This is a genomic window from Candidatus Planktophila dulcis, from assembly GCF_002288225.1.
GTDB lineage: Bacteria > Actinomycetota > Actinomycetes > Nanopelagicales > Nanopelagicaceae > Planktophila > Planktophila dulcis.
On the sequence record NZ_CP016777.1, the window covers coordinates 654347 to 679682 of the forward strand.

A 25336-nucleotide genomic window follows, 5' to 3' on the forward strand; every position below is an offset into this window, starting at 1 on the left:
AGATTACACCAGGTATCTTTGATTGGGTAGGCGAGGTAATTACCCCTCATAACGATTGAGTATCAATTCGGCTCTTTTGGCGAGTTCACTACGAATCTCCTCTGGAGACAGTAATTCGACAGCCCCTCCAGATGCCAAGACAGATCGTGCAATCCAATGCTGTGAAAATGACGAACCTTTGAAAACAGTTCCAGCTTCCAGGTTGGATTCCTCAAAGCGTTCAGCAACATCCCTAGTAGGCCTCACCACCTTTACCGAAAAACCAATTTTCTCTGGATTTACCGGCAATGCTGTCGAAGGCTTTTCTACCTCCACTGAATGTGCTGATTGAATTCTATCTATCCGAAAATGTCTGAAATCAAGCGCTGTGAAGCAGTACGCGTGCAGATACAAATATCCCTGACTATCAAGAATCTCAAGTGGGAGTATAACTCGTGAGGAGATTACATCCTTATAGAGTGAGTGATACGAGATCTGCAGACCACTTCGATGAGCTATCGCATCCTTCACTGAAGTTGTTACTTCTTGGCTGATGTTGCTGGATGCGGATAGCGCTAACGGAAGATTAACTAGGCGAGCGATACGTTGTGAAAGTGAAGCAATTGCTTCAATTAGATCAAGTCTTTCGCTCGAGATTCCAGATCGCAGGACATCCAAACCGAGAACGAGCGCTACGCCCTCTTCGTGTGTGATGGATCGAGGCCTTGCAAGGGTAGGCGCATTTCTTATCGTGACATAGCCAGATTCAAAATCTAAATCCATGAGTTCTAGGGGTGTGTAGCCAGGGAGACCGCACATCCATAGTGTTGTTAAATCGCTGATCATTTGGTCGGTGGAAACCTCGAATACTTCAGCCAATTCAACGAGAGAGATACCCTGATGCGTATTGATATACGGAACGAGATCTAGCAATCGAGAAGTGCGCTCTAAAGGGCTCACAGCATTCTTTGACTCGTTCTTAGCCATGTGCCTTCACTATCTCTTTGAGGCTTGAAACGATGCTCTCCCGAAGCTCCACTGGTGAATGAACATAGACATCGTCTCCGTGCCAGAGGATCAAGGCAGAGAGACTCTTCACATCTAGGATTGGAATCTGCAACTGATCCCACTCACCGATCGACTTCGTCGATGATGCGAGAGCGCGCAGTGAGGTGCCTTTTCCGCGACGAACATCAACTACTGCGTAAAAACTCTCCACTCTTTCGAATAGATTTTGAGAATCAAAGTTTTCAGGAGTTTCGAAATTCTTAGGTCCTTTCTTCACAGTGAAGCTTCCGATTACCCGATCAAAACGGAAGGTACGAACCTCCTCGATGCTCTGATCTACTCCGGTCAAATACCAGTAGCCTGAGCGAGTTGATAGTCCTATCGGGACCACGCGTCTATTTTCCTCCGACAAGTCATAGTTTCGGTAGATGAATTCAAGAATCTGGTGCTCTGCAATAGCGTGCGTGATCTTTGGAAGATCTAAACCGCCATCGGAGAGGAAGGGTATAGAGACCGGCAAGTTTGTTTCATCCACTGCAATTCCAAGTGAATTCAACTTAACTAGAGCGCGCTGCGCTGCATCATCTAGTGAAGCTCCTTGCCATGCCTGAGCAGCTAAGGAGAGAAGAGAAATTTCAAGGGTAGTTATATCGCCAAGATCTAGTTGGTATCTCTCCTGCTTAATGCGATAACCGGCCTCATCATTAAAGAGAGGGTCGAAGGAACCAACTTCAATCTCTATGCCAAGAGTGCGTAAATCATCTTTATCTCGTTCGAACATTCTCTCTTTAGATTCAGAACTTCCTTCGTACCCTTCAATAGTCTTGAAGATTTCAGATTTAGTGATAAATCTCTTCGTTGCCAAGAGCGCAATCGTGAGATTAATGAGTCTCTCACTCTTCCGGGACACCATATGCACCTTTAGCTGGTCTACGTCTTCGGGCTAGGACCTCTACTCCAGGTGCCATGCGCCTACTTTGGATAAGAAATCCTGTGTGCCCAATCATCCGTTGCTGAGGACGCACAGCAAGACCTTCATGATGCCAACCGCGAACGATTGTCTCTGAACTCTCTGGCTCTGTGAAATGACCATCCTCTTTTAACGCTTCAGCTGTTGCAGAAAGTTGTGTCGTGGTTGCAACATAGGCCAGGAATACTCCACCTGGACGAAGAACTTTCGCTGCCATTTCTACACATTCCCATGGCGCCAACATGTCGAGGATGACGCGATCGAAGGTGGTCGTGAACTCTTGTTCCTGCACAGAACCTACATTCAGGCTCCAGTTTGTAGGCATAGCTCCAAAGTAACTTGTGATGTTGGCTGTTGCATTATCAGCAAAGTCTTGACGTCGCTCAACGGAATGAACTGAACCTTCTGAACCCACTGCGCGAAGGAGAGAGAGTGTGAGTGCGCCACTTCCAACACCTGCTTCAAGTACTCGCGCACCCGGATAGATATCGGCAACGCCGACAATCATCGCCGCATCTTTTGGATAGACAATGGTTGCACCACGCGGCATAGACAAGACGAAATCTGCAAGAAGTGGAATAAATGCCGTGAATTTCAAACCTGCAGTAGTGCTCACAACCGAACCTTCAGGAAGACCAATCAAATCATCATGAGTGATCCAGCCCTTATGGGTATGCCACTCTTTTCCAGGAGTTATCGTGAAGCTATAGAGCTTTCCTTTGGGATCGGTGAGTTGAATACGATCGCCGGCTTTGAAATACCCTGGATTAGACACATGCGCATCTTAGGTGAAAGTCGTCCATGTGTCGGTACTGCGCTGTATCGTCTGCGTGATGGAACCGTTACGCCTCTCCCCTAGTCGTATGAACGATTTCACCAATTGCCCACAACTCTATAAATATCGAGCTATCGACCAACTCCCTGAACCTCCCAGTATCGATGCTGAGCGAGGTAAGTTGATTCACGCAGTACTTGAAGATCTCTTCGAGCTACCTGCCGAATCACGAACTTTTGAATCAGCTATCGAGCTCCTGCCGAAGAAGTGGAGTGCGCAGTTAGAAGGCACCCCGGAGCTCGCTGCTCTGGTTCTTGATGAAAAGGAATGGTTTGATCGCGCTCAATCACTTCTTACCAATTACTTTTCGCTTGAAAAGCCATCGACATTTGAGTCAACATATCGCGAACTCCATCTTGAGCGAGATATCTCAGATGAGATATATCTCCACGGCTATGTCGACCGTCTTGATATCGCACCCACAGGTGAAGTTCGCATCGTTGATTACAAGACTGGAAAATCACCCAAGCCGGGTTGGGAGGAGAAGGCGCTCTTCCAGCTTCGCGTCTATGCACTGCTCTATTGGCAGAACGAAGGAGTACTCCCCCGCCTTCTTCAATTGATTTACTTGGGTGATTCCAAAATAGTAAAGAGTGAGCCGAATGAAGCCCAGCTGAAGTCTACAGAGAAGATACTTAAGAATATTGGTGCTGAAATTCTCACAGCTATCGAACAGAATGATTTTCCAACAAAGAAATCACGGCTCTGTGATTGGTGTTTCTTTAAGGCGATCTGCCCAGCTCATAACTAAGACGAGGATTTAGTTGGCGTTGAAGTACTTGGCTTCTGGGTGGTGCACGATGATTGCAGATGTCGATTGCTCAGGATGGAGCTGGAACTCCTCAGAGAGTTCAACACCGATACGTCCGGGCTCTAGGAGCTCACAGAGCTGAGTCTGTTGTTCGATATCAGGACATGCTGGATATCCAAATGAGTAGCGGGAACCGCGATAACCCTGATCCAAGATTCCTTGCAGATCCGGTGAATCATCACCACGAACAGCCATCTCTTCACGAATACGCGCATGCCAATGTTCTGCCAGAGCCTCTGTTAACTGAACAGATAGACCATGAAGTTCTAGGTAATCACGGTAGGCATCGGCTGCAAAGAGTTCATTAGCTGCTTTACTGACCGTATTACCCATAGTGACAACATGGAAGGCGACAACATCAGTCTTTCCTGAATCCTTGGATGCAAAGAAGTCTGCAAGACATAATCTGCGATCACGTGATTGACGAGGGAATGAGAAACGAGTTCTCTCTTTTCCAGCATCTGGTCCTTCATGATGCAAGATAACCAAATCGTTTCCATCTGAGACACATGGGAAATACCCATAGACAACAGCAGCTTCCAACCAACCATTGGATTGAACTTCGTTAAGAAGTTTGCGAAGGCGTGGACGACCTTCAGTCTCAGCCATTGCTTCGAATTCACCGCGAGCACCCTTGAGACCCCACTGGCCCATAAAGAGTGCGCGTTCATCAAGCATTCCTACGTAATCAGCGAGCGGAATTCCCTTAACAATGCGAGAACCAAAGAACGGTGCTTTTGGAATTCCAACGTCGAGGGCCACATCACTGCGCACCGTATCTAGTGGACGTATCTCATCCTTGCGCGATACGGCTTTGACTTTGCGCTCTCGAAGAGCGGGAAGTTCTGCGCCTTCATCGCCACGTTTAACTGCCATGATCGCATCCATCAAGCGCAAGCCTTCAAATGCATCGCGTGCATAGCGAACTTCACCAGGGAAGATTGCAGCGAGATCTTGTTCAACATAGGCACGCGTGAGCGCTGCTCCACCTAGAACGACTGGCCATTTATTAGATAACCCACGAGATGCGATCTCTTCCAAGTTCTCTTTCATGATGACAGTTGATTTCACCAAGAGTCCGGACATTCCAATTGCATCCACCTCATTTTCAAGGGCTGCATCAATAATCTGATTAATGGTCTGTTTAATTCCGATATTAACTACTTGGTAACCATTATTTGAGAGAATGATGTCAACGAGGTTCTTGCCAATATCGTGAACATCGCCCTTTACGGTTGCTAGCAACATGCGACCGCGGCCAGCATCACCAGTCTTTTCCATATGTGGTTCAAGGTATGCAACAGCTGATTTCATTACTTCAGCGCTCTGGAGTACGAATGGGAGCTGCATCTCGCCCTTACCGAAGAGCTCACCAACTACCTTCATGCCTTCTAGAAGATGCTCATTAATGATTGCAAGAGGTGCGATTCCCTCGGTCATTGCGGTGTCGAGATCATCGGTGAGACCGACCTTCTCGCCATCGATGATGCGGCGCTCAAGTCGCTGGCGTAGTGGAAGTGCTGCAAGTTCTGAGGCGCGGATATTGCGTGATGCGGCAAGCTCAACACCTTCGAAGAGTTGAAGGAACTCTTGAAGTGGATCGTAGGTGCAATTCTCTCCTTCGTATGTGCGACAGTCATAGATGAGATCGAGGGCTACTTCTTTATGTCGAGCTTCAATTCTTGCAAGCGGCATGATCTTTGATGGGTGAACGATTGCGGAATCAAGACCTGCTGCAACACATTCATGCAGAAAGACTGAATTGAGCACTACGCGAGATGCTGGATTAAGACCAAATGAAACGTTGCTCACTCCAAGAGTTGTCTGCACGCCGGGGAATTCTGTCTTCAGTGTTCTTATGGCGCTAATGGTCTCTAGCCCGTCGCGACGGGTCTCTTCTTGCCCTGTTGCGATGGGAAATGTCAGAGTATCGATCAAGATATCTCCAACGTTCATATTCCAGTTCTCGGTTAAGTCCTTAATCAAGCGACGAGCAACTCGAAGCTTCCACTCTGCTGTTCGGGCCTGACCTTCTTCATCGATAGTCAGCGCAACAACAGATGCACCATGTTCTTGAACCAAAGGCATGATGCGAGCGAAGCGAGATGTGGGGCCATCGCCATCTTCATAGTTGACTGAGTTAATAACGCAGCGGCCACCTAGGGCTTCAAGTCCTGCCTTTATCACTCCAGGCTCCGTTGAGTCGAGCATGATGGGAAGAGTTGAGGCAGTTGCAAAGCGAGAAGCAATTTCAAACATATCGCGTGCTCCATCGCGGCCGACATAATCGACAGAGAGATCGAGCATATGAGCCCCATCGCGGATTTGATCGCGAGCTATCTCAACACATGTTGCCCAATCCTCAACGATGAGCGCATCACGAAAGGCGCGTGAACCATTTGCATTGGTGCGCTCACCTATTGCAAGGTAAGTCTTATCCTGTCTAAAAGGAACATATTGATAGAGAGATGAGGCACCCGGGTCTATCTCAGGGATGCGGTTCTTGACCGCATGTCGATCAAGGCGATTGACCACTGCTGCAAGATGCTCAGGTGTAGTGCCACAGCATCCACCGATAAGTCCGATTCCATAATCGTTGACGAATGTTTCAAGTGCGGTTGCTAACTCTTCAGGACCAAGTGGATATTCGGCGCCTTTTGCGCCCAAGATGGGAAGTCCAGCATTGGGCATCACTGAGATTGCGCACGTTGCGTTCTTAGAAAGATAACGTAGGTGCTCAGACATTTCAGCAGGACCTGTTGCACAGTTGAGTCCAATGAGGTCAATGTTCAAAGGTTCTAGCGCATTCAACGCTGCGCCAATTTCAGAACCAAGCAACATGGTTCCAGTCGTTTCAACAGTGACCTGGGCTATGAGCATTACGTCGCGGTTTGATTCGGCTACCGCTTGACGCGCACCATTGACTGCAGCTTTTGCCTGAAGTAGATCCTGAGTAGTTTCAATCAGAAGAGCATCCGCTCCCGAATCCACAAGACCCTTGCATGCAATGTAGTAATTTTCCTTCAAATGTGAATAGGTCGCGTGACCAAGGCTCGGTAGCTTTGTGCCTGGCCCTAGTGAACCTAAGACAAATCGTGGTTTTTCAGGCGTGCTGAAAGCATCGGCTGCTTCTCTGGCAATCTTTCCACCGGCAAATGCCAGCTCGTAGATGCGATCTTCAATTCCATATTCAGCCAAATTTGCCCAGTTAGCACCGAAGGTATTTGTCTCGATGGCATCGACTCCAACAGCGAGATAAGCATCGTGAACAGAGCGCACGAGATCTGGGCGGGTGATGTTGAGAATCTCATTACAGCCCTCATGGTTCTGGAAATCTTCAAGAGATGGGTCAGCTGCCTGCAACATTGTTCCCATTGCTCCATCGGCAATGACTGTGCGCGTTTGAAGGGCGTGACGAAGCAAGCCTTCGTTGAGGTCTTGAGGTCCTCTTCCGCTCGTCACGGCGCTGAGGTTACCGTAAGGTGTCGATGTGGAGATTCATCAAATACCTAGTCTTCGTTCACCTGTGATGGTTATCGCGTTTTCAGGCTGGAATGATGCAGGTGAAGCAGCAACAGGGGCTGCATCGCATCTTCTTGCATCATGGACTGATTCATCTACAGATGTGGTCCCAGAATTGATCGCTGATGTGGATCCCGAAGACTTCTATGATTTTCAAGTAAATCGCCCCACTGTCTATGTCGATGATTCACACATTAGAAGTCTGACATGGCCTGGAACGCAAGTGTTTGGATTGCGCACTCCTGAGATTGATCATGACTTCGTCATTGTTCGCGGTGTTGAACCATCGATGAAGTGGAAGACCTTTGCGGCAGATATTCTCGATCTCGCTGATGATTTAGAAGTCGACATGGTCATCACACTTGGATCAATGTTGGCAGATACTCCGCACACACGGCCTATCACCGTCAGCGGCAGTGGAGCACATCCTGAGATTGCTCGACGTCTTGGCGTTGAGATTAGTAAGTATGAGGGACCTACGGGAATTCTTGGAGTTATTCAGGATGCATGTGTTCGTCGCGGAATAGATGCAATCTCACTATGGGCCGCGATTCCACATTATGCATCTAACTCTCCTTCTCCTAAAGCGACCCTTGCTCTCGTTAACGCGCTGGAAGATTTTCTAGAAGTATCACTTCCGCAAGGAGATCTTCATGACGAATCTACTGCGTGGGAAGAAGAGGTCACAGAGTTGGCCAAAGAAGATTCTGATGTTGCGGAGTATGTGAAAGCTCTCGAAGAAAGTAAGGATTCATCAGATCTACCTGAAGCAACCGGTGAATCAATAGCCCGTGAACTGGAGAGATTTCTTCGCAGGCAGAGCGAGAGTTAAAGAGTAAGCCCAAGCAAGGTATCGAGGGCGCGGCCAAGTTCTCCTGCGACTCCCCCAGTTTTCCCTGATTCAGTCTCCTGCATCCACCGAGTGATCGCTTTGAGAGCGCGAGGTGTATCGATATTTGATGAGAGTGCCTCAATAATTTCTCGAATTACTAGATCAGTGGGTGCAACTTCCATGCGTGCAAGATTAAGTTGTAATCTCTCAATCTCAATAGATGCAGCTTCCAAGAGATGATCTGTCCACATAAGATCATCGGCGAAAGGATGTTGCATCAGCGCCCAACGAATAGCTGCAGGACTCACACCTGATGCAATCAGGCTCGAGACAAAGACAAGATTTCCCAGTGACTTACTCATCTTCTCGCCGTTAAGACCAATCATTCCTGTATGAACATAGGTTCGAGCAAACCTCTGATTAGTCATGCTGCGACTTTGAGCGGCAGACATTTCATGGTGAGGAAAAATCAAATCACTTCCACCGCCTTGGATATCGATAGCAAAGTCATCGTCTAGGTCTGGTTGCAAGTAATGCAGAGCAATCGCACAACATTCAATATGCCATCCGGGGCGACCTGGACCGAAAGGACTTGACCACCCAGGTTCTCCATCTCTTTGTGATAACCAAACAAGAGCATCAAGGGGTTCCTCTTTACCTACTTTGTCGGGATCTCCCCCGCGCTCTGCAAAGATTGTGAGCATCTTCTCTTGTGAGTAGTGAGAACGTTGACCGAACTCTGCGTCTGAATGAACGCGATAATAGATATCTGAACCAACTTCATACGTTGTGCCAGCACTGCGCAATTTCTCAACCGCATCGACCACTAGCTGCATCGCCTCAACAACACCAATGTAATCCTTGGGCGGAATGACATGCAGGTCTGTCATATCTCCTTTAAAGAGGTCAATCTGTGAACGGGCGAGATCCTTCCAATCAATATTGTCTCGTTTTGCTCGCTCCAGAAGCGGATCATCAATATCGGTAATGTTTTGAACAAAATCAACAGTTGCGCCAGTTGCCCGTAAGTATCTGTTGATGAGGTCGAAGGTTAGATAAGTCGCCGCGTGACCTAGATGCGTTGCATCATATGGAGTAATACCGCACACATACATGCGATATCGCTTCTTCTCAGGAAGCGTCTCAACCTTCTGAGATGCCGTATTGAAGAGTGATAGCGATGGCACTGCAAAGCGTGATGGCAATTGCGGTAGATAGATATCGGGCCATGCGTGCATAGATGAACTCTAACTTAGAACGGAGGCCATGGAACGGCCGGCCATTCATCACTCGGAGACGGAAAAGTTCCCTCATGTATAAGTATGTTGATTCGCGCTAGAAGCGCCTTCAGCTCATTTTCGGTAATGAGTGCGAGTAATTCTTCAGTCGAGTTCTTGATAGCGCTCTCAAGTTCAGTAAGTTGCTCTATTTCTGAATCTGATAACGGTTTATCGGCCCATTGCCAAAGTACTGTGCGCAACTTATCTTCTTCATGAAAAGTAACACCATGATCGCAACCAAGAACCCGATCGGCGCTAATCGGAAGTAGATGTCCAATCTTGCGGTCTGTGTTATTGATTACCGCATCAAAGAGCGCCATCTTTCTCAATTCTGAACTATCAGTTCGATAGAACTCTGCCAGATCTACTGATTCATCAATATCTATCCACTGTTGAACCATCCCGATACCGAACGGACCTTCACGAAGGACCGTAGGGGGTACGACATGGAATTTTCCCATCTCACTAATGACATATGCCGCGTATTCTCGCTGAGCAAGGTTTCCATCCGGAAAATCCCACAGTGGGCGCTCTCCCGCTACAGGTTTATAAATAACTGCCATCAAATTTTCATCAAGGGAACACTGTCCATACAGAGTTGCATTTGAAGCATCAACCAGTCGACCTGTGACCTCAAGTTCGCCTTGGGCAAGATGTTCTAGGACAGATTTCATCGACGATAGCCGTTTGCTCGCGGACATAAATGACCACGCATATCGATAGGTCCACCACAGAACGGACAAGGCAAGCGACCAGCACTCACAACAGAGATTGCACGCTTGGCGAATTGATCGGCCATCGAAGGTGAGATGAGGACACGCATAATGTCTTGATCTCCAGTGAGATCATCCACATCAATAAAATCAGGTTCTTCCTCATCCCCTTCGGAGACAGCTTGCAGATCAATCTGAATCAATTCACGGGATGCATCAAATGCGATACCAATAACACCGATGCGAAACTCTTCTTCAATAGGTGTCTCAAGCGGTGCGTCATCGCGAGTCAACCGTTGAATCACAATGGTGGGATCACTCTGCTTAATCTCTCGGATCATGTAGGTAAGGCGCTCGGAAAGCGCTTGGACTTGAGTCTTCTCGAGTGAGACCGAGATGAGCCTAGCCCCGGTACGCGCTTGGATGAAGAATGTTCGCTCTCCAGGTTGGCCAACAGTGCCGGCGACAAACCTTTCCACCGGATCAAAGAGAAGGATGCGCGAAGTCATCTCTTTGTTGCCCGTGACTTGCGAGCACCACCACCGAGGAGCATCTTCGTAGACTTCTCCATCTTGGTCATGGGCGCGATAGAGCTATGAGTGTCGTTAAAAGCTAACAGACGAGATTTACTCCCATCGAAGTCAATTATTGTCACTGAAGCTGGATCGATAACCAGGGATTGGAAATCATCGAGCTTGATTTTAAGAAGTGATGCCACAACCGCTTTGAGAACATCACCATGGGAGACGAATAGATGTGTTCCATTCTTCTTATCGTCCACAGCTTGCATGATGCTGCCAAGAGCTCGCTTTTGCATTGCCTTGATGCGTTCACCTTCGGGAAATTGCACGGTGCTCGGCTTATCTTGAATTATCTTCCACATCTTCTCGCGGGAAAGACTTGAGAGTTTTCGCCCGCTCCATGTTCCATAATCAACTTCAATCAATGACTCATCAATTTCGTAAGCTTTAAGACCTCGCGAATACCCAGATTTAAGCCATGGCGCAATCGTTTCTTCACAGCGTTGCATGGGACTGACTCGGATACTGTCGAATTCACTGGAGCCTAATCGTTCAACAAGTAGCTCGGCCTGCTTCCGTCCTTCTTTACTCAAAGAGATTCCAGGTAATTGCCCACTTAAGATCCCAGCATCATTGGCTGTTGAATGTGCATGTCGAATAAATACTAAGCGGGCCACAACACGAAGATTACCGTGCTATTTCTAATAACGAATTTTCAACCCTTCTATTGCTAGGGTCTGGCTCATGGAGATGAGAAGAGCAGGCAAGAGTGGCCTCTCACTCTCCCGATTAGGTCTTGGGACGATGACATGGGGTCGAGATACTGATACCCATGAAGCAGCGGATCAATGTCGCGCATTCATTGAAGCTGGCGGTAATTTCATTGACACCTCATCCACGTATGGCGATGGCGATAGCGAACGCGTTATTGGCGGTCTGATAGGCACTCTCTTTAAACGCGATGATGTTGCCATTGCCACCAAGGCTGGAGTCACATTTCCTGAAGGATTGCGCACCGTGAATAACTCGCGCCAGACTCTTATTGCAGAACTCGATAAATCCCTTGCTCGCCTTGAGACCGATTATGTAGATATCTGGCAGATCCATTCATGGGATCCTCACAATCCACTGGAAGACACACTCTCGGCTCTCGATTACGCATATACCTCCGGTAAAGCGCGGTATGTGGGAATCTCCAATTTCTCAGGATGGCAAAGTGCGAGGGCGATAACTATTCAAGAGACAAATTCAGCTAAGGCGCCCATCGTTACGCATCAAGTCGAGTACTCACTTCTTAATCGAAATATCGAATTAGAGGTACTCCCCTGTGCTGATGAAACTGGAATTGGAATTTTGGCCTGGGCACCACTAGGACGAGGAGTGCTCACCGGTAAATACCGGAAGGGAATTCCAAGTGATTCACGCGCTGCAGCTCCGCACTTTGTGAAGCATGTTGAACCATACCTGCGCGAGAAACCTCAACGTATTGTGGAGGCAGTTGCAGTTGCTGCAGAGGGTCTAGGTTTTGCACCCCTTGAAGTTGCACTTGCTTGGGTGAGAGATACGCCAGGCATCACCAGCGCCATCGTTGGCGCACGAACGGGTGCTCAACTACGAGGAATCCTTACTTCAGAGGAAATCACATTGCCAGATATCGTGCGTGATGCACTCAATGAAATATCTGCGCCTTAACAGTTTTCTAGGAAGTCAGCTAAAACATTGACTCCAAATTCAAGACCAGAAATCGGTACCCGCTCATCTACTCCGTGAAAGAGCGCCATAAAATCAAGATCTGCTGGAAGTTTTAGAGGACTAAATCCATAGCCAATGATTCCCAACTCTGAGAGTGCTTTATTATCTGTTCCACCGCTCATCAAATATGGCACAGGAACTCCTTCAGGATCATGACGCGTAATGGCAGCGCACATTGATTCAACTAGATCGCCTTCAAACTCAACCTCAAGTGCGATATCTCTCGAGATAGTTTCGATAGTGATGTCAGGCCCAATAATGGATCGGATCGTTTCATTGAGTTCTTCTTCGTAGCCGGGCAAGAAACGGCCATCAATGACTGCAGTCGCACTTCCAGGAATGACATTGGCCTTATAGCCGGCCTCCAACATTGTTGGGTTGGCCGTATTTTGCAACGTCGCACCGATCATGCGGGCGGTGGGGCCAATCTCCTTCAGCAACGGTCTTAAATCAGCTTCGTTATAGGGCTTACCAGTTGCGTGAGCGATTCTTTCAAAAAGAACTTTGACAGTCTTTGTGTAGCGCTGTGGCCAATCAAATCTGCCGATTTTTGCTACTGCCTCTGAAATCGCAGTAAGAGCATTCTCATCATTCATCATGGAGCCGTGGCCTGCGCGGCCAGCCGCAGTAAGTCGCATCCAGTGGATTCCCTTCTGCGCAGCTTCGACGAAATAGAGGCGTTTTCCATCTCCGACGGTCACAGAGAATCCACCTACCTCAGAAATCGCCTCAGTGCACCCTGCAAATACCTCTGGATGATTCGCAGCCATCCATCGAGAGCCATACGTCATGCCCGCTTCTTCATCGGCGAAGAATGCTAGAACAATGTTTCGTGGTGGTTTATACCCAGAACGCGCCCATTTACGAATGATGGCAAGAATCATTGCATCAGTGTTTTTCATATCGACAGCGCCGCGACCCCAAATCATTCCATCACGGATTTCTGCAGCAAATGGATCCACAGACCAATCAGCAGCATTTGCTGGCACAACATCGATATGCCCGTGAACAACAAGTCCTGGTCTCGATGGGTCAGAGCCTTCGATATTGGCTATGACATTGCAACGGTTCGGAGCAGATTCATAAATCTTTGCAGGGATTCCAACTTCAGCAAGGGATGCAACGACATACTCTGCTACTGCCTTCTCATCGCCTTTTCCTTCACCAAAATTGACAGAGGGAATGCGGATGAGATCCTGACAAATCTTTACAACTTCTTCTTCGAGAGTCATATACGTATTCTGCCTCGTTTATCGCCCTATAGGTTCCATGGCTCGGCTCACTTTTGCGCGAGAAGGCACGGCTAGATATAGTTACCCAGTTATTTCGGCCTGAACGCTTAGACTTCGAATCTAAAGCGAGCGGGTTACTCGTCCGGGTGGCGGAATTGGCAGACGCGCTAGCTTGAGGTGCTAGTTCTCGCAAGGGATTCGGGGTTCAAGTCCCCGTTCGGACACAGTTACGGTGGTTGGATATCAAAATGGATGTGAACAGCGCACTCTCTCTCATTCGCGCCATCCCTGATTATCCAAAGCCAGGCATTCTCTTTCAAGATATTACTCCCATGCTCTCCAATGGGGCAGCCCTGGATGCAGTCATCACAGAGCTTGCAACCTTTGATCAAGAATCAGAGATCGTTATCGGCATCGAAGCCCGAGGTTTCATTCTCGCAAGTGCTTTAGCTGTGAAGAGAAATATTGGCTTTGTTCCGATTCGTAAAAAAGGAAAGCTTCCCGGAGATACTTTTGCCCGATCTTATGGCCTGGAATATGGCATCGATGAGATTGAGATTCATCGTGATGCATTTCTACCTGGCACTAAAGTCACTCTGATTGATGATGTTCTTGCCACGGGTGGCACTCTTGAAGCCGCGATCTCTCTTGTTGCCGATGCTGGTGGAACCATCACAAGCATCATCGTTCTCTTGGAAATTCCGGCACTTCAAGGTCGCCAACGTATAGAAAAGGCCGCTCCAGGCGCGCCTCTGCATGCATTGGTGATCACGTAATGCGTATTCCGCAAATTCAGGCTTTACGAGCCTTCGCAGCTGTTCTCGTAGTTATCTATCACGCCAAGATTACAAGTGGTGGGTATATCGGAGTGGATATCTTTTACGTCATCTCTGGTTATCTCATCACCGGGCTGCTCCTACGAGAGCTGGAGAATTCAGGAACTCTCAATCTTAGAGCTTTCTATCTACGACGAGTAAAGCGACTTCTACCCACATCGTTCTTCGTACTAGCGATAACTGCCATTACAGCTTGGTATCTCTACCCAGCCACAATGAGAGCAGATCTCGGACGCGATATCGCGGCGGCAGGAATCTATGTTTCAAACTACCTCTTTGCTTTTTGGCAGATGGATTATCAGAATCTCAGCGCTATCCCACCAGTAGTCATTCATTATTGGTCACTAGCGGTAGAAGAACAGTTCTATATCTTCTGGCCGTTCATCATATTTGCTCTCTTTAAGCGCGGTGGTCGCGCAACCGTTGGCAAGGGCGTTGCACTCATTACTGTTGCATCATTTCTCTTTAGTCTCTATCAAACATCGAGTGCGCCTATCTGGGCTTTCTACTCTCTTCCAACCAGAGCGTGGGAGCTCGGAGTTGGCGCTCTTCTTCTCTTTATCCCCACACGAATCAAGTTTTCGCAGAATTATCTCTGGATAGCTCTCGCTTTATTTGTCTATGGAACGTTGCAATTTCGCGACAGCACTCCTTTTCCGGGGACGGCAGCTCTTGTTCCTGTAGCTGCAACGGCGATTTCAATTGCAGCAGTGCATTCCTGGCCAAAGGTTCTCAACCTCATCGGTAACCATCGGATCGTTCAATGGTTGGGTGCGATCTCCTATCCGCTCTACTTATGGCATTGGCCTCTCTTGGTAATGCCTGTTGTGTATCTCGGTCGAGGACTCAGTATTTATGAACGATTCCTCTGTGTGCTTGCCACACTTCTCTTCGCAGATCTCACTCATCGATTCATAGAAGAGCCTCTGCGCCATTCGCAGCCGAAGTCCACAACGATTATTCGTAGTGGTGCAATCGCAACTGCCTTATCCCTTGCCATTAGTCTCGGTATCTACACATCGCATTCTGATTTGATCAAGTTGCCTAATGGAACTATCTACTCGCTTACTGAGGTGATGCAAAAGCCGATTGTGTATGAAGACGATTGCCATGTTAATAATGGTGAGATAACTTCTCCAGAATGTCGATATGGCTCCATCGGTTCCAAGCGCAAGATCGTTCTCTTCGGTGATTCACACGCGGCTCAATGGATGCCCACACTTGAAAAACTAGGACTGGAGAAGGATTTTGAATTGATCTCCCTCACCAAGTCAGCATGCCCAGGTCCTGCCGTTCGCAAGGTAGACACCGGGGAATACAAGAACGCTGACTGCTCCGCCTGGCGCGATTACGCATTTAAGAGAATTAAGGCAATTAATCCCGAAGCTGTCATTGTTGCTGGCATGCAATATTTCGACATTCCTTCTGGATATACAGACCGAACTTCATGGTGGCGTGAAGGATTGAGAAAGACTCTGTCCTCACTTCGTGGATCTTCTCCTCACATCATCTCGATCGCTGACACTCCTCACCCAAATAGAGATATTCCAAGCTGTATTGCAGCTGGCAAGTTCGACCGATGTAATGGCTCTGAACGTTCAACGCCAATTTTCATATCTGGTTACCAGCAGATAGATCCAAACCCGTGGCTGTGTACTCCCTCATGTCCAGGAATAATCGGTTCCACCGTTGTCTATCGTGACTCCTCTCACCTGAGTGTTGCAATGGCTCGCAAACTATCTCCCCAGTTTGAAAAGGCGCTGACTCGTCTTGGAGTATTCGCAACCTCCTAAATGAGCATCCCCATCAAAAAAGTGGCAAGATGCCGCCGTGGCTGAATTAATCTATTACTGCGGAACTATGGATAGTGGAAAGTCGACTCTTGCCTTGCAGACCGCCCATAACCACAAGAGCCGTGGTCGCACTGGATTGATCTTTACCAATAAAGATCGCGCTGGAACTGGCGTCATAAGTTCGCGTTTAGGTCTGCAATCTGAAGCGATCGAAGTTGAGCCAGAACTCGATATTCATAGATTTGTTGTTGAGCATCTATCTATGGGTGATCGTATTGATTACATCATCTGTGATGAAGCCCAGTTCTACCAACCTGAACAGATAGATGGCCTCGCAAAGATCGTTGATGGTCTTGGGATAGATGTGTATGCATTCGGAATCCTCGCAGACTTTAGAACAAAACTTTTTCCTGGGTCTGCAAGGCTGGTTGAGCTGGCAGATCGCGTGAATACGCTCCAGGTGGAAGCTCTTTGCTGGTGTGGCTCGCGTGCAACACATAATGCCCGAACTGTGAATGGCGTTATGGTCACAGAAGGTGAACAGGTGGTTGTCGGTGATGTGGGTAAGAGTGATGAGATCGCCTATGAAGTTCTCTGTCGCCGCCACCATATGCGCCAAGTAACAGCTCGCGCCTCACGCGCAGGACATATCAGCAGTGACCCACTCCCCTTTACCGAATAGCTCACACCTCCAACATAGATAGGCAGATAATGAATACACGCGCATATGCAGTTATGGAAGCCCGTAAGCCATTGGTTCCTTATGAGTTCGATCGGCGCGAAGTTGGAGCGCACGATGTTGCTCTCGACATTGCTTATTCAGGTATCTGCCATAGCGACATTCACCAGGCACGCGAAGAGTGGGGTCCTGCCATATTTCCCATGGTTCCAGGTCATGAAATCGCAGGCACTGTCACCTCTGTTGGAGCATCCGTAACAAAGTTCAAAGTCGGGGACAAAATTGGAGTTGGCGTATTCGTTGACTCTTGTCGCACATGCGAGAACTGTGTCGCTGGTTTGCAACAGTATTGCTTAGAGGGAATGACTGGTACCTATAACCAATTAGAACGTGATGGAAAGACGCCGGCTATGGGTGGATATTCCAATCGATTTGTCATAAATGAAGATTATGCAGTTCACATCCCAGCCAATCTTCCACTCGAAGGCGTGGCTCCCCTGCTCTGTGCGGGAATCACTTTGTACTCACCGATCAAGCACTGGAAGGTTGGTCCTGGAAAGAAAGTTGCTGTGATGGGACTCGGTGGTTTGGGACATATGGGTGTGAAGTTTGCAGTTGCTATGGGAGCAGAAGTCACAGTCCTTTCACACTCTCCCAAGAAGAAAGATGATGCCTTGTCTATGGGTGCACACCACTTCGTAGCAACCAACGATGAATCAGTATTCAAGACTCATTCGAAATCATTCGACGTGATTCTCAATACCGTCAGCGCTGAGATTGATATCGATAAGTACATCTCACTTCTAAAGCTCAATGGAACTCTCGTTGTTATCGGTCTTCCTGGTAAGCCCTATGCGGTCAATGTGGGAACACTTCTGAATGGTCGACGTGGAATTGCCGGGTCAATGATTGGTGGCATTCCAGAGCTTCAAGAGATGCTCAATTTCTGTGGTGAGAAGAATATTGTCAGTGATGTTGAGGTTATCAAGGCTGACTACATCAATGAAGCATACGAGCGCACAGTTGCTAGCGATGTGAAGTATCGCTTTGTGATTGACGCTTCAACTATTTAATGAGGTGTAACACGGTGGCGAGAGCGGGTGCGATAACAAGTGCCGGCAATAAGTTCGCCACTGGAATCCTCTTGATATCCAGGAGTCTGAGTGAGATTCCAACGAGCATCAATCCCCCACAGATTGTCATCGCATCAATTTGATATTGCGACAGGACTGATCCCGCAGCAAGACCGATGATCGTCCAAAATCCCTGATAGATAGCAACAGGAATTGCAGATGCTGCAACGCCCCAACCCAGGGTTGATGCAAATGCCATTGCCGCGAAAAAGTCGAGTGATGATTTGAGAATGAGTTGATCTATCCCCTGAGACATCCCATCGCTCACGCTTCCTAGAATGGCTAGAGGGCCGATGACAAAGAGAAGTGATGCGGTGACAAACCCTTCAACAAATGGACTCTCTTGCGAAGCCTTAAATCTCGTGCGCAAGTTCTCGCCGAAAGCATCAAGCCGCGTTTCCAGTGAGAGCGCTGAACCAATGAGTCCACCGATCAGCATCGATGCCAAGATGACAAGGAGCGCTGAGCTTTTAGGAAGAGCTGCTTCAAAAGTTGGCGACCACAAGGGAGAGAGTGCGGAGGCAGCACCGAGTGCAGTAATTAAACCGAGGACATCAGTGATTAGGCTCTGCGATTTCTTGGTGATACGTGCACCAGCCAGGATTCCAATGGATGAACCAATGAGAATTGCAACAACATTAATCAACGTACCGACGCCTGCAAACATTGTTTAACTATAGACTCTCCAAATGCATTTCAGTGATGTCATAGCCTTCTTCAAGCCTCATAAGACGGTTCCCATCACCCCGTGGCGTGCCGACCATCGTTGGCAGTTATCCCTTTCTCGAGTTGCCATCCTCTTCTTTGGTCTTGCAATCTTCGGTCTCGGAGATTCTTTGCTAGTGCAAGGTGATGTGGGAAATGCTCCCTGGACTGTCTTTTCTCAAGGTCTTACCTATAAGACCGGCTTAAGTATTGGTTGGGCCACAGCAATCATCAGCATCTTTGTTCTCTTGATCTGGATTCCACTTAATGAGAAGCCGGGGTTTGGAACACTTTCCAATATTGTTTTGATTGCAGCGTTCATTGAAATCGGAACTCATATATTTCCGAAACAGACCAGCACCTTGGCTGGAGTTGTATTCGCTCTCGTGGGTATTGCGATGGTGGGTCTAGGTTCTGCCCTCTACATCACCTGTGGTCTAGGCCCTGGTCCACGAGATGGCGCTATGACCGGTATCCACTTCAAGACCGGCATTCGCGTCGGTCGCGTTCGCATGGGTATTGAGCTTGTCGTTTTGACTATTGGCTGGCTCATGGGTGGGCGCGTAGGCATAGGAACCGCCCTCTTTGCCCTGCTTATTGGTCAATCTGTGGCGATATTCCTCGGCATTGTTGCGCGCCTGACCCGCAAGTAACTATCTGCTGAACTAACCTCATCTCATCTTCCCTCGGTCTGTGAGCCGTCACTTCACACGGGGTCGCAAACACCCCCGTTACCAAAATCAGGAAGGTTCGTCATGCTTGATACTTTCTTCAAAATATCAGAACGTGGCTCAACCGTCGGACGTGAAGTTCGCGGTGGTCTCGTTACATTCTTCACGATGGCATATATCGTCGCCCTCAATCCACTCATCATCGGTCTTGCAAAAGATGCTGATGGCAAGTTCATCGGTGGCGGAGATGCTCCTAACCTAGCTCTCGTTGCGGCGATGACAGCTCTCATGGCTGGTGTCCTTACGATCCTCATGGGTCTTGTCGGTAATTACCCGATGGCTCTTGCAACAGGTCTAGGACTCAATACATTCGTAGCCGTTGGCATTGCATCGCAGATGACATGGGCTGATGCGATGGGACTTATTGTTCTTGAAGGCATCATCATCACCATCCTTGTTCTCACAGGATTTAGAACAGCTGTCTTTAAGGCAGTGCCTGCACAGCTCAAGATTGCAATCTCAGTCGGTATCGGTCTCTTTATCGCTTTGATCGGTCTCGTCGACGCTGGTTTCGTTCGCCGCACAGGTTCTGGACCAGTTCCAGTAACTCTTGGCGATGGAGGAACTCTTGTCGGATGGCCAATCATCGTCTTCGCACTTGGACTCTTCCTCACCATCGGTTTGATGGTCAAGAAGGTTAAGGGCGCAATTTTGATCGGCATAGTTGTTTCCACAATCGTCGCAGTATTTATCGAAACAACGCTAAAGATTGGTCCTAACTTTGATGGAGCAACTGGCAAGGTAAATCCAAAGGGTTGGGGACTTAACGTTCCAGCGATGCCAGAGAAGGTTGTAGCAACTCCAGATTTCAGTCTCTTCGGACAGTTCAATCTCTTCGGTTCACTCGATCGCGTTCCATTGATCACCATGATTCTCTTGGTCTTCACTCTTTTGCTCTCAGACTTCTTCGACACAGTCGGAACAGTTACGGCGATTGGGCACGAAGCAGGACTTGTTGATCGCGATGGAAATATTCCGAATAACGACCGCATCTTGCTTGTTGACTCACTTGCAGCAGTCGGTGGCGGAGTTGGAAGCATTTCATCTAACACCAGCTACATTGAATCGGCAGCAGGTGTCGGTGAAGGTGCTCGCACAGGGCTTGCATCAATAGTGACGGGTGTCTGCTTCTTGCTGACTACCTTCCTCGCGCCACTTGTAGCAATCATTCCTTATGAGGCTGCAACACCAGCTCTGGTTATCGTCGGATTCTTGATGATGACACAGATCAAGGGAATTGATTGGGAAGATTACGGAATTGCGATTCCTGCATTCCTCACAATCATCTTGATGCCATTCACATACAACATCTCCGTAGGTATTGGCGCAGGCTTCGTATCTCACGTTGTAATCCGTTATATCCAAGGTCGTCGCAAGGATGTTCATCCTTTGATGCTCTTGGTATCGGGTCTATTCATGATTTACTTCCTGACTTCACCAATCAACACCTGGGTTGGCTAAGTAACTCAATTCATACAGAAGGTCCCCGTCTCAATGTGAGGCGGGGACCTTCTGCTTTAGAGAGACCAATCGATTGGAGTGCAGCCACTTGATGTGAGCAGTTCATTTACTTGTGAAAATGGACGAGAGCCGAAGAATCCCCGATAGGCACTGAGTGGACTCGGATGCACTCCTTCAACACGTAATGGGAAATATCGAGAAAGTTCCTGTGCTTGTTTCCCCCACAATATTGCGACAACCCCACGCTTACCGAGCTCTTGCGCTATGTGATCTGTAATCTTCTGCCATCCATAGGTTGCATGAGCGTTGGACTCCCCCGCACGAGTTGTGAGAACACGATTCAATAGCAATACCCCAGATTGCATCCAGCAAGATAAATCACCGGAAGCGGGAGATGCAATACCTTGGTCGCTTTCTAGTTCAGAGAATATGTTTTTCAAACTCGCTGGAATCTTGCTGACGTTTGCATTGATTGAAAAGGCAAGTCCCATCGCATTACCCGGTGTTGGATAAGGATCTTGTCCCACAATCACACAGCGAACTAATGAAAGCTCCATCTGAAAGGCTGCAAATATAGATTCTTTAGGTGGTGCGCACTCTTCATCTTCAAGAGACTGCATAACTGAATCGATCTGTCCTTGAAGCGGCTTAAATATCGGATCCCAGCTAGAGTGCACGCGCAAAGAAACGTGATCCTTCATTTCGTACTTCCATAGGTAGTTCAAAGACAGCCGACATATGCTCAGAGGTAATCACTTCATGGATAGGACCTGAAACCGCAGCGACACCATCTTTAAGGATGAGTGCGTGTGTAGTGCCACTTGGAATCTCTTCGATGTGGTGAGTGACCAAAATTGAAGCAGGAGCTAGCGGATCGGATGCAAAATCTGAGAATCGCTTTAAGAGATCCTCGCGACCACCAAGATCAAGACCGGCAGTTGGTTCATCGAGAAGGAGCAGTTCAGGATCTGCCATCAGAGCGCGAGAAATCTGCACTCTCTTCTTCTCGCCATCGCTTAAGGTGCCATAATCTCGATCGGCCATATCGCGCACACCGAAGGTAGTTAGCAGAGCAACAGCGCGGGACTGATCCCATAAGTCATAAGCCTCATTCCAACGACCTAAAACTGCATAAGCCGCGGTCAGAACAACATCACGAACCTTCTCGCCATAAGGAATATCTTCGGAGATGAGGGTGCCGCAGATTCCAATTCGGTTTCGAAGCTCCCACAGATCAACGCGCCCCATCTCTTTATCAAGAACCTTCACAACTCCCTGTGTGGGGAAAATTCTCGTAGCCATTATTTGTAGAAGGGTTGATTTACCTGCCCCGTTAGGACCCAGGACCACCCAGCGTTCGTCTTCGGCGATTGCGAAATTCAGGGGGCCAAGAATCGTGCGATCTCCGCGACGCACAGAAACATCCCGTAATTCAAGGACGCGTTGGCTACTCATAGGGCTAAAAGATATATCGTCTTGCTCGAAATCACTCGTAATTCTCTCTCTTGGTGAAGTGATTCGCGATAACCTGCGCCATATGAGCGATGAGAAGAGTCAATTTACGGGGTTAATTCTCGTCTCAGGTATCGATAGCCCAGGAATCACACAATCTCTCTTTGACACACTCGCACCGTTTGCCATCACCGTTCTCGACATTGAACAGGTGGTAATCCGTGAGCGCTTGATCCTCACCGTGCTGATCTCTCTCAACCCTGCTCATGCCCAATCTATTGAGGAAGATTTGGAAGCTTGTGCGCAGAAATTGGATGTGGATATCGCCACATCTTTCCAAGAACAAGGGCAATCAACGATTGCAGCAAAATCTGGTCTTGTTCATGTAGTCGCACTCGGTAACCCTCTTGCACCTGCAACCATCGCAGCAATCGCTGCTGCAATCGCAACCCGTGGTGGAAATATTGAGCGCATTCATCGCACAGCCAGCTATCCCATAACTGCCATTGAGTTTATCGTCTCAGGAGCTGATCAAACCAAGATTCGCCAATGTTTAGCGCAAGTAACTCTTACACACTCCGTTGATATCGCAGTCTCCCCTGGCGGATTGATGCGCTGGGCCAAGAAACTCGTTGTCATGGATGTTGATTCGACTCTCATCCAACAGGAAGTTATTGAACTACTTGCTCACAAGTCTGGTGCACAAGAGAAGGTAAAAGAGATTACTGATTCTGCAATGCGTGGTGAGTTGGATTTTGAAGCGAGCCTCAAAGCTCGAGTAGCTCTTCTTGCAGGGCTTCCTGACTCAGTAATTAGTGAAGTTCAAAGTGAAATTTCGTTAACTCCAGGTGCTCGCACTCTCGTGAAGACGCTGCACCAACTAGGTCATAGCGTGGCTGTTGTGTCAGGAGGTTTCACGCAAGTGATTGAGCCTCTGATCAAAGAGTTGGGAATCGTGCATTATCGAGCCAATACTCTTGAGATTATCGATGGCAAGATAACCGGAAAAGTTCTTGATCCCATCATTGATCGAGCGGCAAAGGCGACAGCTTTGCAAGATTTTGCCAAGATTGAAGGAGTTCAACTCGAGCAGACTATTGCTATCGGCGATGGCGCCAATGATCTCGACATGATTTCTATTGCAGGTTTAGGTATCGCCTTCAATGCAAAACCTGCTGTGAAAGCTGCAGCCGATAGCTCTGTCAGTGCTCCCTATCTTGATTCAGTTCTCTATCTCTTGGGAATTACTCGCGAGGAAGTTGAAGAAGCTGGGGCTAAGCGAAAGTAATTACAGTCGGCAGGCGTGAATATCTGTGACAAGAATTCCACGCGCTCCGAGTGCCCAGAGTTCATCCATAAGTCGATTGGTATCTTTACGAAGAACCATGGCGCGCACTGCAACCCAGTCCGCTTTTTGTAGCGGTGAAATTGTTGGAGATTCAAGACCAGGTGTTACCGCACACGCCTTATCAAGTCCAGATGTAGGAATGTCATAATCCAGAAGAACATACTGACGTGCAGTCACAACACCTTGAAGACGTCGCACAAGAATTTCGAGTCCTGCAGGTAGAACAGAGCCAGCACGTTTAATCAAAATCGCCTCTGAAACCAAAATGGGATCTCCAAAGACCGCAAGACCTGCCTGCTTTAAGGTGTTACCGGTACTCACCACATCTGCAATCAGATCTGCAACTCCAAGGCGGACGCTACTTTCTACTGCGCCATCTAGACGAACCACCGATGCGGAAATCTTCAGATCTTTTAGGTGCTTTTCAACTAAACCTGGATAGGCGGTAGCAACTCTCTTGCCGGCGATATCAGCTGGCTTCCATGAAGTTGTAGAAGGTGCTGCGAATCTAAAGGTAGATCCTCCGAAATCGAGTGCGAGAACTTCTTCCGCTGGCGCTGCTGAATCAATAAGTAAATCGCGACCGGTGATTCCAGCTTCCAACTCACCAGATCCCACATAGATAGCGATATCACGTGGTCTTAGGTAGTAAAACTCAACAGAGTTATCAGGATCTGCCAGAACTAAGTCCCGAGAATCTGTGCGCTGTCTATATCCAGCCTCTTTGAGAATAGCGATAGAGGAATCGGCTAACGAGCCCTTATTTGGTACGGCAATTCTTAACATCGTCTCCCCTAGCAATTGTTAAAGATACTTATAGATGTCATCTGGCGTTAGACCACGTGCGAGCATGAGCGTTTGAAGATGGTAGATAAGCTGACTGATTTCCTCAGCCAAAGCTTCATCTGACTCATGTTCTGCTGCAAGCCAGACTTCACCAGCTTCTTCGAGAATCTTCTTACCAATCGAATGAATACCTGCATCCAGAGCTGCCACTGTTCCAGAACCCTCTGGTCGGGTCGCAGCCTTTGTAGCAAGCTCACTCCAGAGCGCATCGAATGATTTCATGGCTAGAGTTTACTGGAGAGCGCTCTCTCCCGTAGGGCAATAACCATCTGTGCAGGATCTTCTGCTTTAAAGACCGCACTACCTGCGACAAATGTGTCTGCCCCTGCCTCTACTGCAATTTCAATAGTTTCGAGCGAGATTCCTCCATCGACTTGAAGCCAGATAGGGCGCGAACCGATTAACTTCCTTGTTCTGCGTACCTTCTCCATCATCGACTCCATAAATTTTTGACCACCAAAACCTGGCTCAACAGTCATAATCAGAAACATATCCACCTCGTCCACGTAACTCTCATAGCCATCAATCTCAGTTCCAGGCTTAAGGGCAAGAGCTGAACGAGCGCCATGGAATCTAATTCCTTTGAGCGTCGCTCGAATATCGTGGGTGGCTTCGGCATGAATGGTCACACTTGCAGAACCTGCTTGTGCATAATCAATTGCGATTTGGTCGACATCGGCCACCATAAGATGAGAATCAATAGGGATAGGTGAGCTCTTGATGATTTTGGTTGCTGCATCAAAGTCGAAGGTAAAGTTTGGAACAAAGACATCATCCATCACATCAAGATGGATGTAATCACTGACAGAGGCAATCTTGGCGATCTCACTATCTAATTGAGAAAAATCCGCATTGAGAATGCTGGGTGTTATACGGAGATGTGAACTCACTGGATAA

Annotated in this window: 25 protein-coding genes and 1 tRNA gene; 11 read left to right on the top strand and 15 right to left on the bottom strand. The window is 48.1% G+C overall.

Annotated features, from left to right (window positions below; genetic code table 11):
- Positions 1-39: 39 nt before the first annotated feature.
- The 3 genes from A1sIIA65_RS03310 to A1sIIA65_RS03320 are packed head-to-tail and all read right to left on the bottom strand — an operon-like array spanning position 40 to position 2732.
- Positions 40-966, bottom strand: coding sequence for a helix-turn-helix transcriptional regulator (locus A1sIIA65_RS03310; protein WP_095676163.1), 927 nt, complete (start codon positions 964-966; stop codon positions 40-42).
- On the bottom strand, positions 959-1897 hold the full coding sequence (locus A1sIIA65_RS03315; RefSeq protein ID WP_190277145.1) for a helix-turn-helix transcriptional regulator: 939 nt from the start codon (positions 1895-1897) through the stop codon (positions 959-961). Before A1sIIA65_RS03315 ends, A1sIIA65_RS03310 begins: the two co-directional genes overlap by 8 nt.
- Positions 1881-2732, bottom strand: a complete 852-nt coding sequence (locus A1sIIA65_RS03320; RefSeq protein ID WP_095676165.1) for a tRNA (adenine-N1)-methyltransferase — start codon at positions 2730-2732, stop codon at positions 1881-1883. Before A1sIIA65_RS03320 ends, A1sIIA65_RS03315 begins: the two co-directional genes overlap by 17 nt.
- Before the next feature lie 58 nt (positions 2733-2790).
- Here A1sIIA65_RS03320 and A1sIIA65_RS03325 point away from each other — a divergent pair, with 58 nt between their 5' ends.
- The gene (locus A1sIIA65_RS03325) at positions 2791-3543 is read left to right on the top strand and encodes a RecB family exonuclease (protein ID WP_095676166.1); all 753 of its coding nucleotides are present in this window, start codon (positions 2791-2793) and stop codon (positions 3541-3543) included.
- Positions 3544-3552: 9 nt separating this feature from the next.
- Here the strand turns inward: A1sIIA65_RS03325 and metH are convergent, their stop codons facing one another.
- On the bottom strand, positions 3553-7065 hold the full coding sequence (gene metH, locus A1sIIA65_RS03330) for a methionine synthase (protein ID WP_095676167.1): 3513 nt from the start codon (positions 7063-7065) through the stop codon (positions 3553-3555).
- A 28-nt stretch (positions 7066-7093) separates the two neighbouring features.
- Between metH and A1sIIA65_RS03335 the strand changes: the two genes are divergently transcribed.
- Entirely contained in the window at positions 7094-7957 is an 864-nt protein-coding gene (locus A1sIIA65_RS03335) for a PAC2 family protein (protein ID WP_095676168.1), read from the top strand.
- On the opposite strand, the gene mshC is transcribed toward A1sIIA65_RS03335, so the two are convergent.
- Genes mshC through A1sIIA65_RS03355 form a run of 4 tightly spaced genes read right to left on the bottom strand, consistent with a single transcriptional unit; the run spans position 7954 to position 11148 of the window.
- The gene (mshC, locus tag A1sIIA65_RS03340; RefSeq protein ID WP_095676169.1) at positions 7954-9195 is read right to left on the bottom strand and encodes a cysteine--1-D-myo-inosityl 2-amino-2-deoxy-alpha-D-glucopyranoside ligase; all 1242 of its coding nucleotides are present in this window, start codon (positions 9193-9195) and stop codon (positions 7954-7956) included. The genes A1sIIA65_RS03335 and mshC overlap by 4 nt on opposite strands.
- 14 nt (positions 9196-9209) lie before the next feature.
- Positions 9210-9911, bottom strand: a complete 702-nt coding sequence (locus tag A1sIIA65_RS03345; RefSeq protein WP_095676170.1) for an SCO1664 family protein — start codon at positions 9909-9911, stop codon at positions 9210-9212.
- On the bottom strand, positions 9908-10459 hold the full coding sequence (locus A1sIIA65_RS03350; RefSeq protein ID WP_095676171.1) for a DUF3090 family protein: 552 nt from the start codon (positions 10457-10459) through the stop codon (positions 9908-9910). The genes A1sIIA65_RS03345 and A1sIIA65_RS03350 overlap by 4 nt, the downstream gene beginning before the upstream one ends.
- Positions 10456-11148 carry a histidine phosphatase family protein gene (locus A1sIIA65_RS03355; RefSeq protein ID WP_095676172.1) on the bottom strand — a complete coding sequence of 231 codons (693 nt, stop codon included), beginning with the start codon at positions 11146-11148 and terminating at the stop codon, positions 10456-10458. Before A1sIIA65_RS03355 ends, A1sIIA65_RS03350 begins: the two co-directional genes overlap by 4 nt.
- Before the next feature lie 67 nt (positions 11149-11215).
- Between A1sIIA65_RS03355 and A1sIIA65_RS03360 the strand changes: the two genes are divergently transcribed.
- On the top strand, positions 11216-12163 hold the full coding sequence (locus tag A1sIIA65_RS03360; protein WP_095676173.1) for an aldo/keto reductase: 948 nt from the start codon (positions 11216-11218) through the stop codon (positions 12161-12163).
- Here A1sIIA65_RS03360 and A1sIIA65_RS03365 read toward each other — a convergent pair.
- The gene (locus A1sIIA65_RS03365; protein WP_095676174.1) at positions 12160-13455 is read right to left on the bottom strand and encodes a M20/M25/M40 family metallo-hydrolase; all 1296 of its coding nucleotides are present in this window, start codon (positions 13453-13455) and stop codon (positions 12160-12162) included. The two genes, A1sIIA65_RS03360 and A1sIIA65_RS03365, sit on opposite strands and share 4 nt — an antisense overlap.
- A 140-nt stretch (positions 13456-13595) precedes the next feature.
- Here A1sIIA65_RS03365 and A1sIIA65_RS03370 point away from each other — a divergent pair.
- The 5 genes from A1sIIA65_RS03370 to A1sIIA65_RS03390 all read left to right on the top strand — a co-directional run bounded on the left by A1sIIA65_RS03370 (position 13596) and on the right by A1sIIA65_RS03390 (position 17836).
- Positions 13596-13679: transfer RNA gene (locus A1sIIA65_RS03370), tRNA-Leu, on the top strand.
- 24 nt (positions 13680-13703) lie between these two features.
- Positions 13704-14231: an adenine phosphoribosyltransferase gene (locus A1sIIA65_RS03375; protein WP_095676175.1), complete on the top strand. Its 528-nt coding sequence runs from the start codon at positions 13704-13706 to the stop codon at positions 14229-14231.
- Positions 14231-16084 (top strand): acyltransferase family protein, encoded by a 1854-nt coding sequence (locus A1sIIA65_RS03380; RefSeq protein ID WP_095676176.1) that lies wholly within the window; start codon positions 14231-14233, stop codon positions 16082-16084. Before A1sIIA65_RS03375 ends, A1sIIA65_RS03380 begins: the two co-directional genes overlap by 1 nt.
- A gap of 37 nt (positions 16085-16121) precedes the next feature.
- On the top strand, positions 16122-16766 hold the full coding sequence (locus tag A1sIIA65_RS03385) for a thymidine kinase (RefSeq protein ID WP_095676177.1): 645 nt from the start codon (positions 16122-16124) through the stop codon (positions 16764-16766).
- A gap of 29 nt (positions 16767-16795) precedes the next feature.
- Positions 16796-17836, top strand: coding sequence for an NAD(P)-dependent alcohol dehydrogenase (locus A1sIIA65_RS03390; protein WP_095676178.1), 1041 nt, complete (start codon positions 16796-16798; stop codon positions 17834-17836).
- Here A1sIIA65_RS03390 and A1sIIA65_RS03395 read toward each other — a convergent pair.
- Positions 17829-18563: a DUF554 domain-containing protein gene (locus tag A1sIIA65_RS03395; RefSeq protein WP_095676179.1), complete on the bottom strand. Its 735-nt coding sequence runs from the start codon at positions 18561-18563 to the stop codon at positions 17829-17831. The genes A1sIIA65_RS03390 and A1sIIA65_RS03395 overlap by 8 nt on opposite strands.
- Positions 18564-18585: 22 nt before the next feature.
- Between A1sIIA65_RS03395 and yczE the strand changes: the two genes are divergently transcribed.
- Positions 18586-19254 (top strand): membrane protein YczE, encoded by a 669-nt coding sequence (yczE, locus tag A1sIIA65_RS03400; protein WP_095676180.1) that lies wholly within the window; start codon positions 18586-18588, stop codon positions 19252-19254.
- Between the two features lie 102 nt (positions 19255-19356).
- Positions 19357-20793 carry an NCS2 family permease gene (locus tag A1sIIA65_RS03405; protein WP_095676181.1) on the top strand — a complete coding sequence of 479 codons (1437 nt, stop codon included), beginning with the start codon at positions 19357-19359 and terminating at the stop codon, positions 20791-20793.
- A gap of 56 nt (positions 20794-20849) precedes the next feature.
- Here the strand turns inward: A1sIIA65_RS03405 and A1sIIA65_RS03410 are convergent, their stop codons facing one another.
- A complete protein-coding gene (locus A1sIIA65_RS03410) occupies positions 20850-21494 on the bottom strand; it encodes a uracil-DNA glycosylase (RefSeq protein WP_095676182.1) in 645 nt (214 codons plus the stop codon).
- Complete coding sequence (locus A1sIIA65_RS03415) at positions 21460-22248, bottom strand: ABC transporter ATP-binding protein (protein ID WP_095676183.1); 789 nt, start codon at positions 22246-22248, stop codon at positions 21460-21462. The genes A1sIIA65_RS03410 and A1sIIA65_RS03415 overlap by 35 nt, the downstream gene beginning before the upstream one ends.
- Before the next feature lie 82 nt (positions 22249-22330).
- Between A1sIIA65_RS03415 and serB the strand changes: the two genes are divergently transcribed.
- Entirely contained in the window at positions 22331-23533 is a 1203-nt protein-coding gene (serB, locus tag A1sIIA65_RS07050) for a phosphoserine phosphatase SerB (protein ID WP_095676841.1), read from the top strand.
- Here the strand turns inward: serB and hisG are convergent, their stop codons facing one another.
- The 3 genes from hisG to rpe are packed head-to-tail and all read right to left on the bottom strand — an operon-like array spanning position 23534 to position 25329.
- Complete coding sequence (gene hisG / locus A1sIIA65_RS03425) at positions 23534-24379, bottom strand: ATP phosphoribosyltransferase (RefSeq protein WP_095676184.1); 846 nt, start codon at positions 24377-24379, stop codon at positions 23534-23536. It abuts the gene before it with no gap.
- Between the two features lie 18 nt (positions 24380-24397).
- Positions 24398-24661: a phosphoribosyl-ATP diphosphatase gene (locus A1sIIA65_RS03430; RefSeq protein WP_095676185.1), complete on the bottom strand. Its 264-nt coding sequence runs from the start codon at positions 24659-24661 to the stop codon at positions 24398-24400.
- A gap of 2 nt (positions 24662-24663) precedes the next feature.
- Complete coding sequence (rpe, locus tag A1sIIA65_RS03435) at positions 24664-25329, bottom strand: ribulose-phosphate 3-epimerase (RefSeq protein ID WP_095676186.1); 666 nt, start codon at positions 25327-25329, stop codon at positions 24664-24666.
- Positions 25330-25336 lie beyond the last annotated feature (7 nt).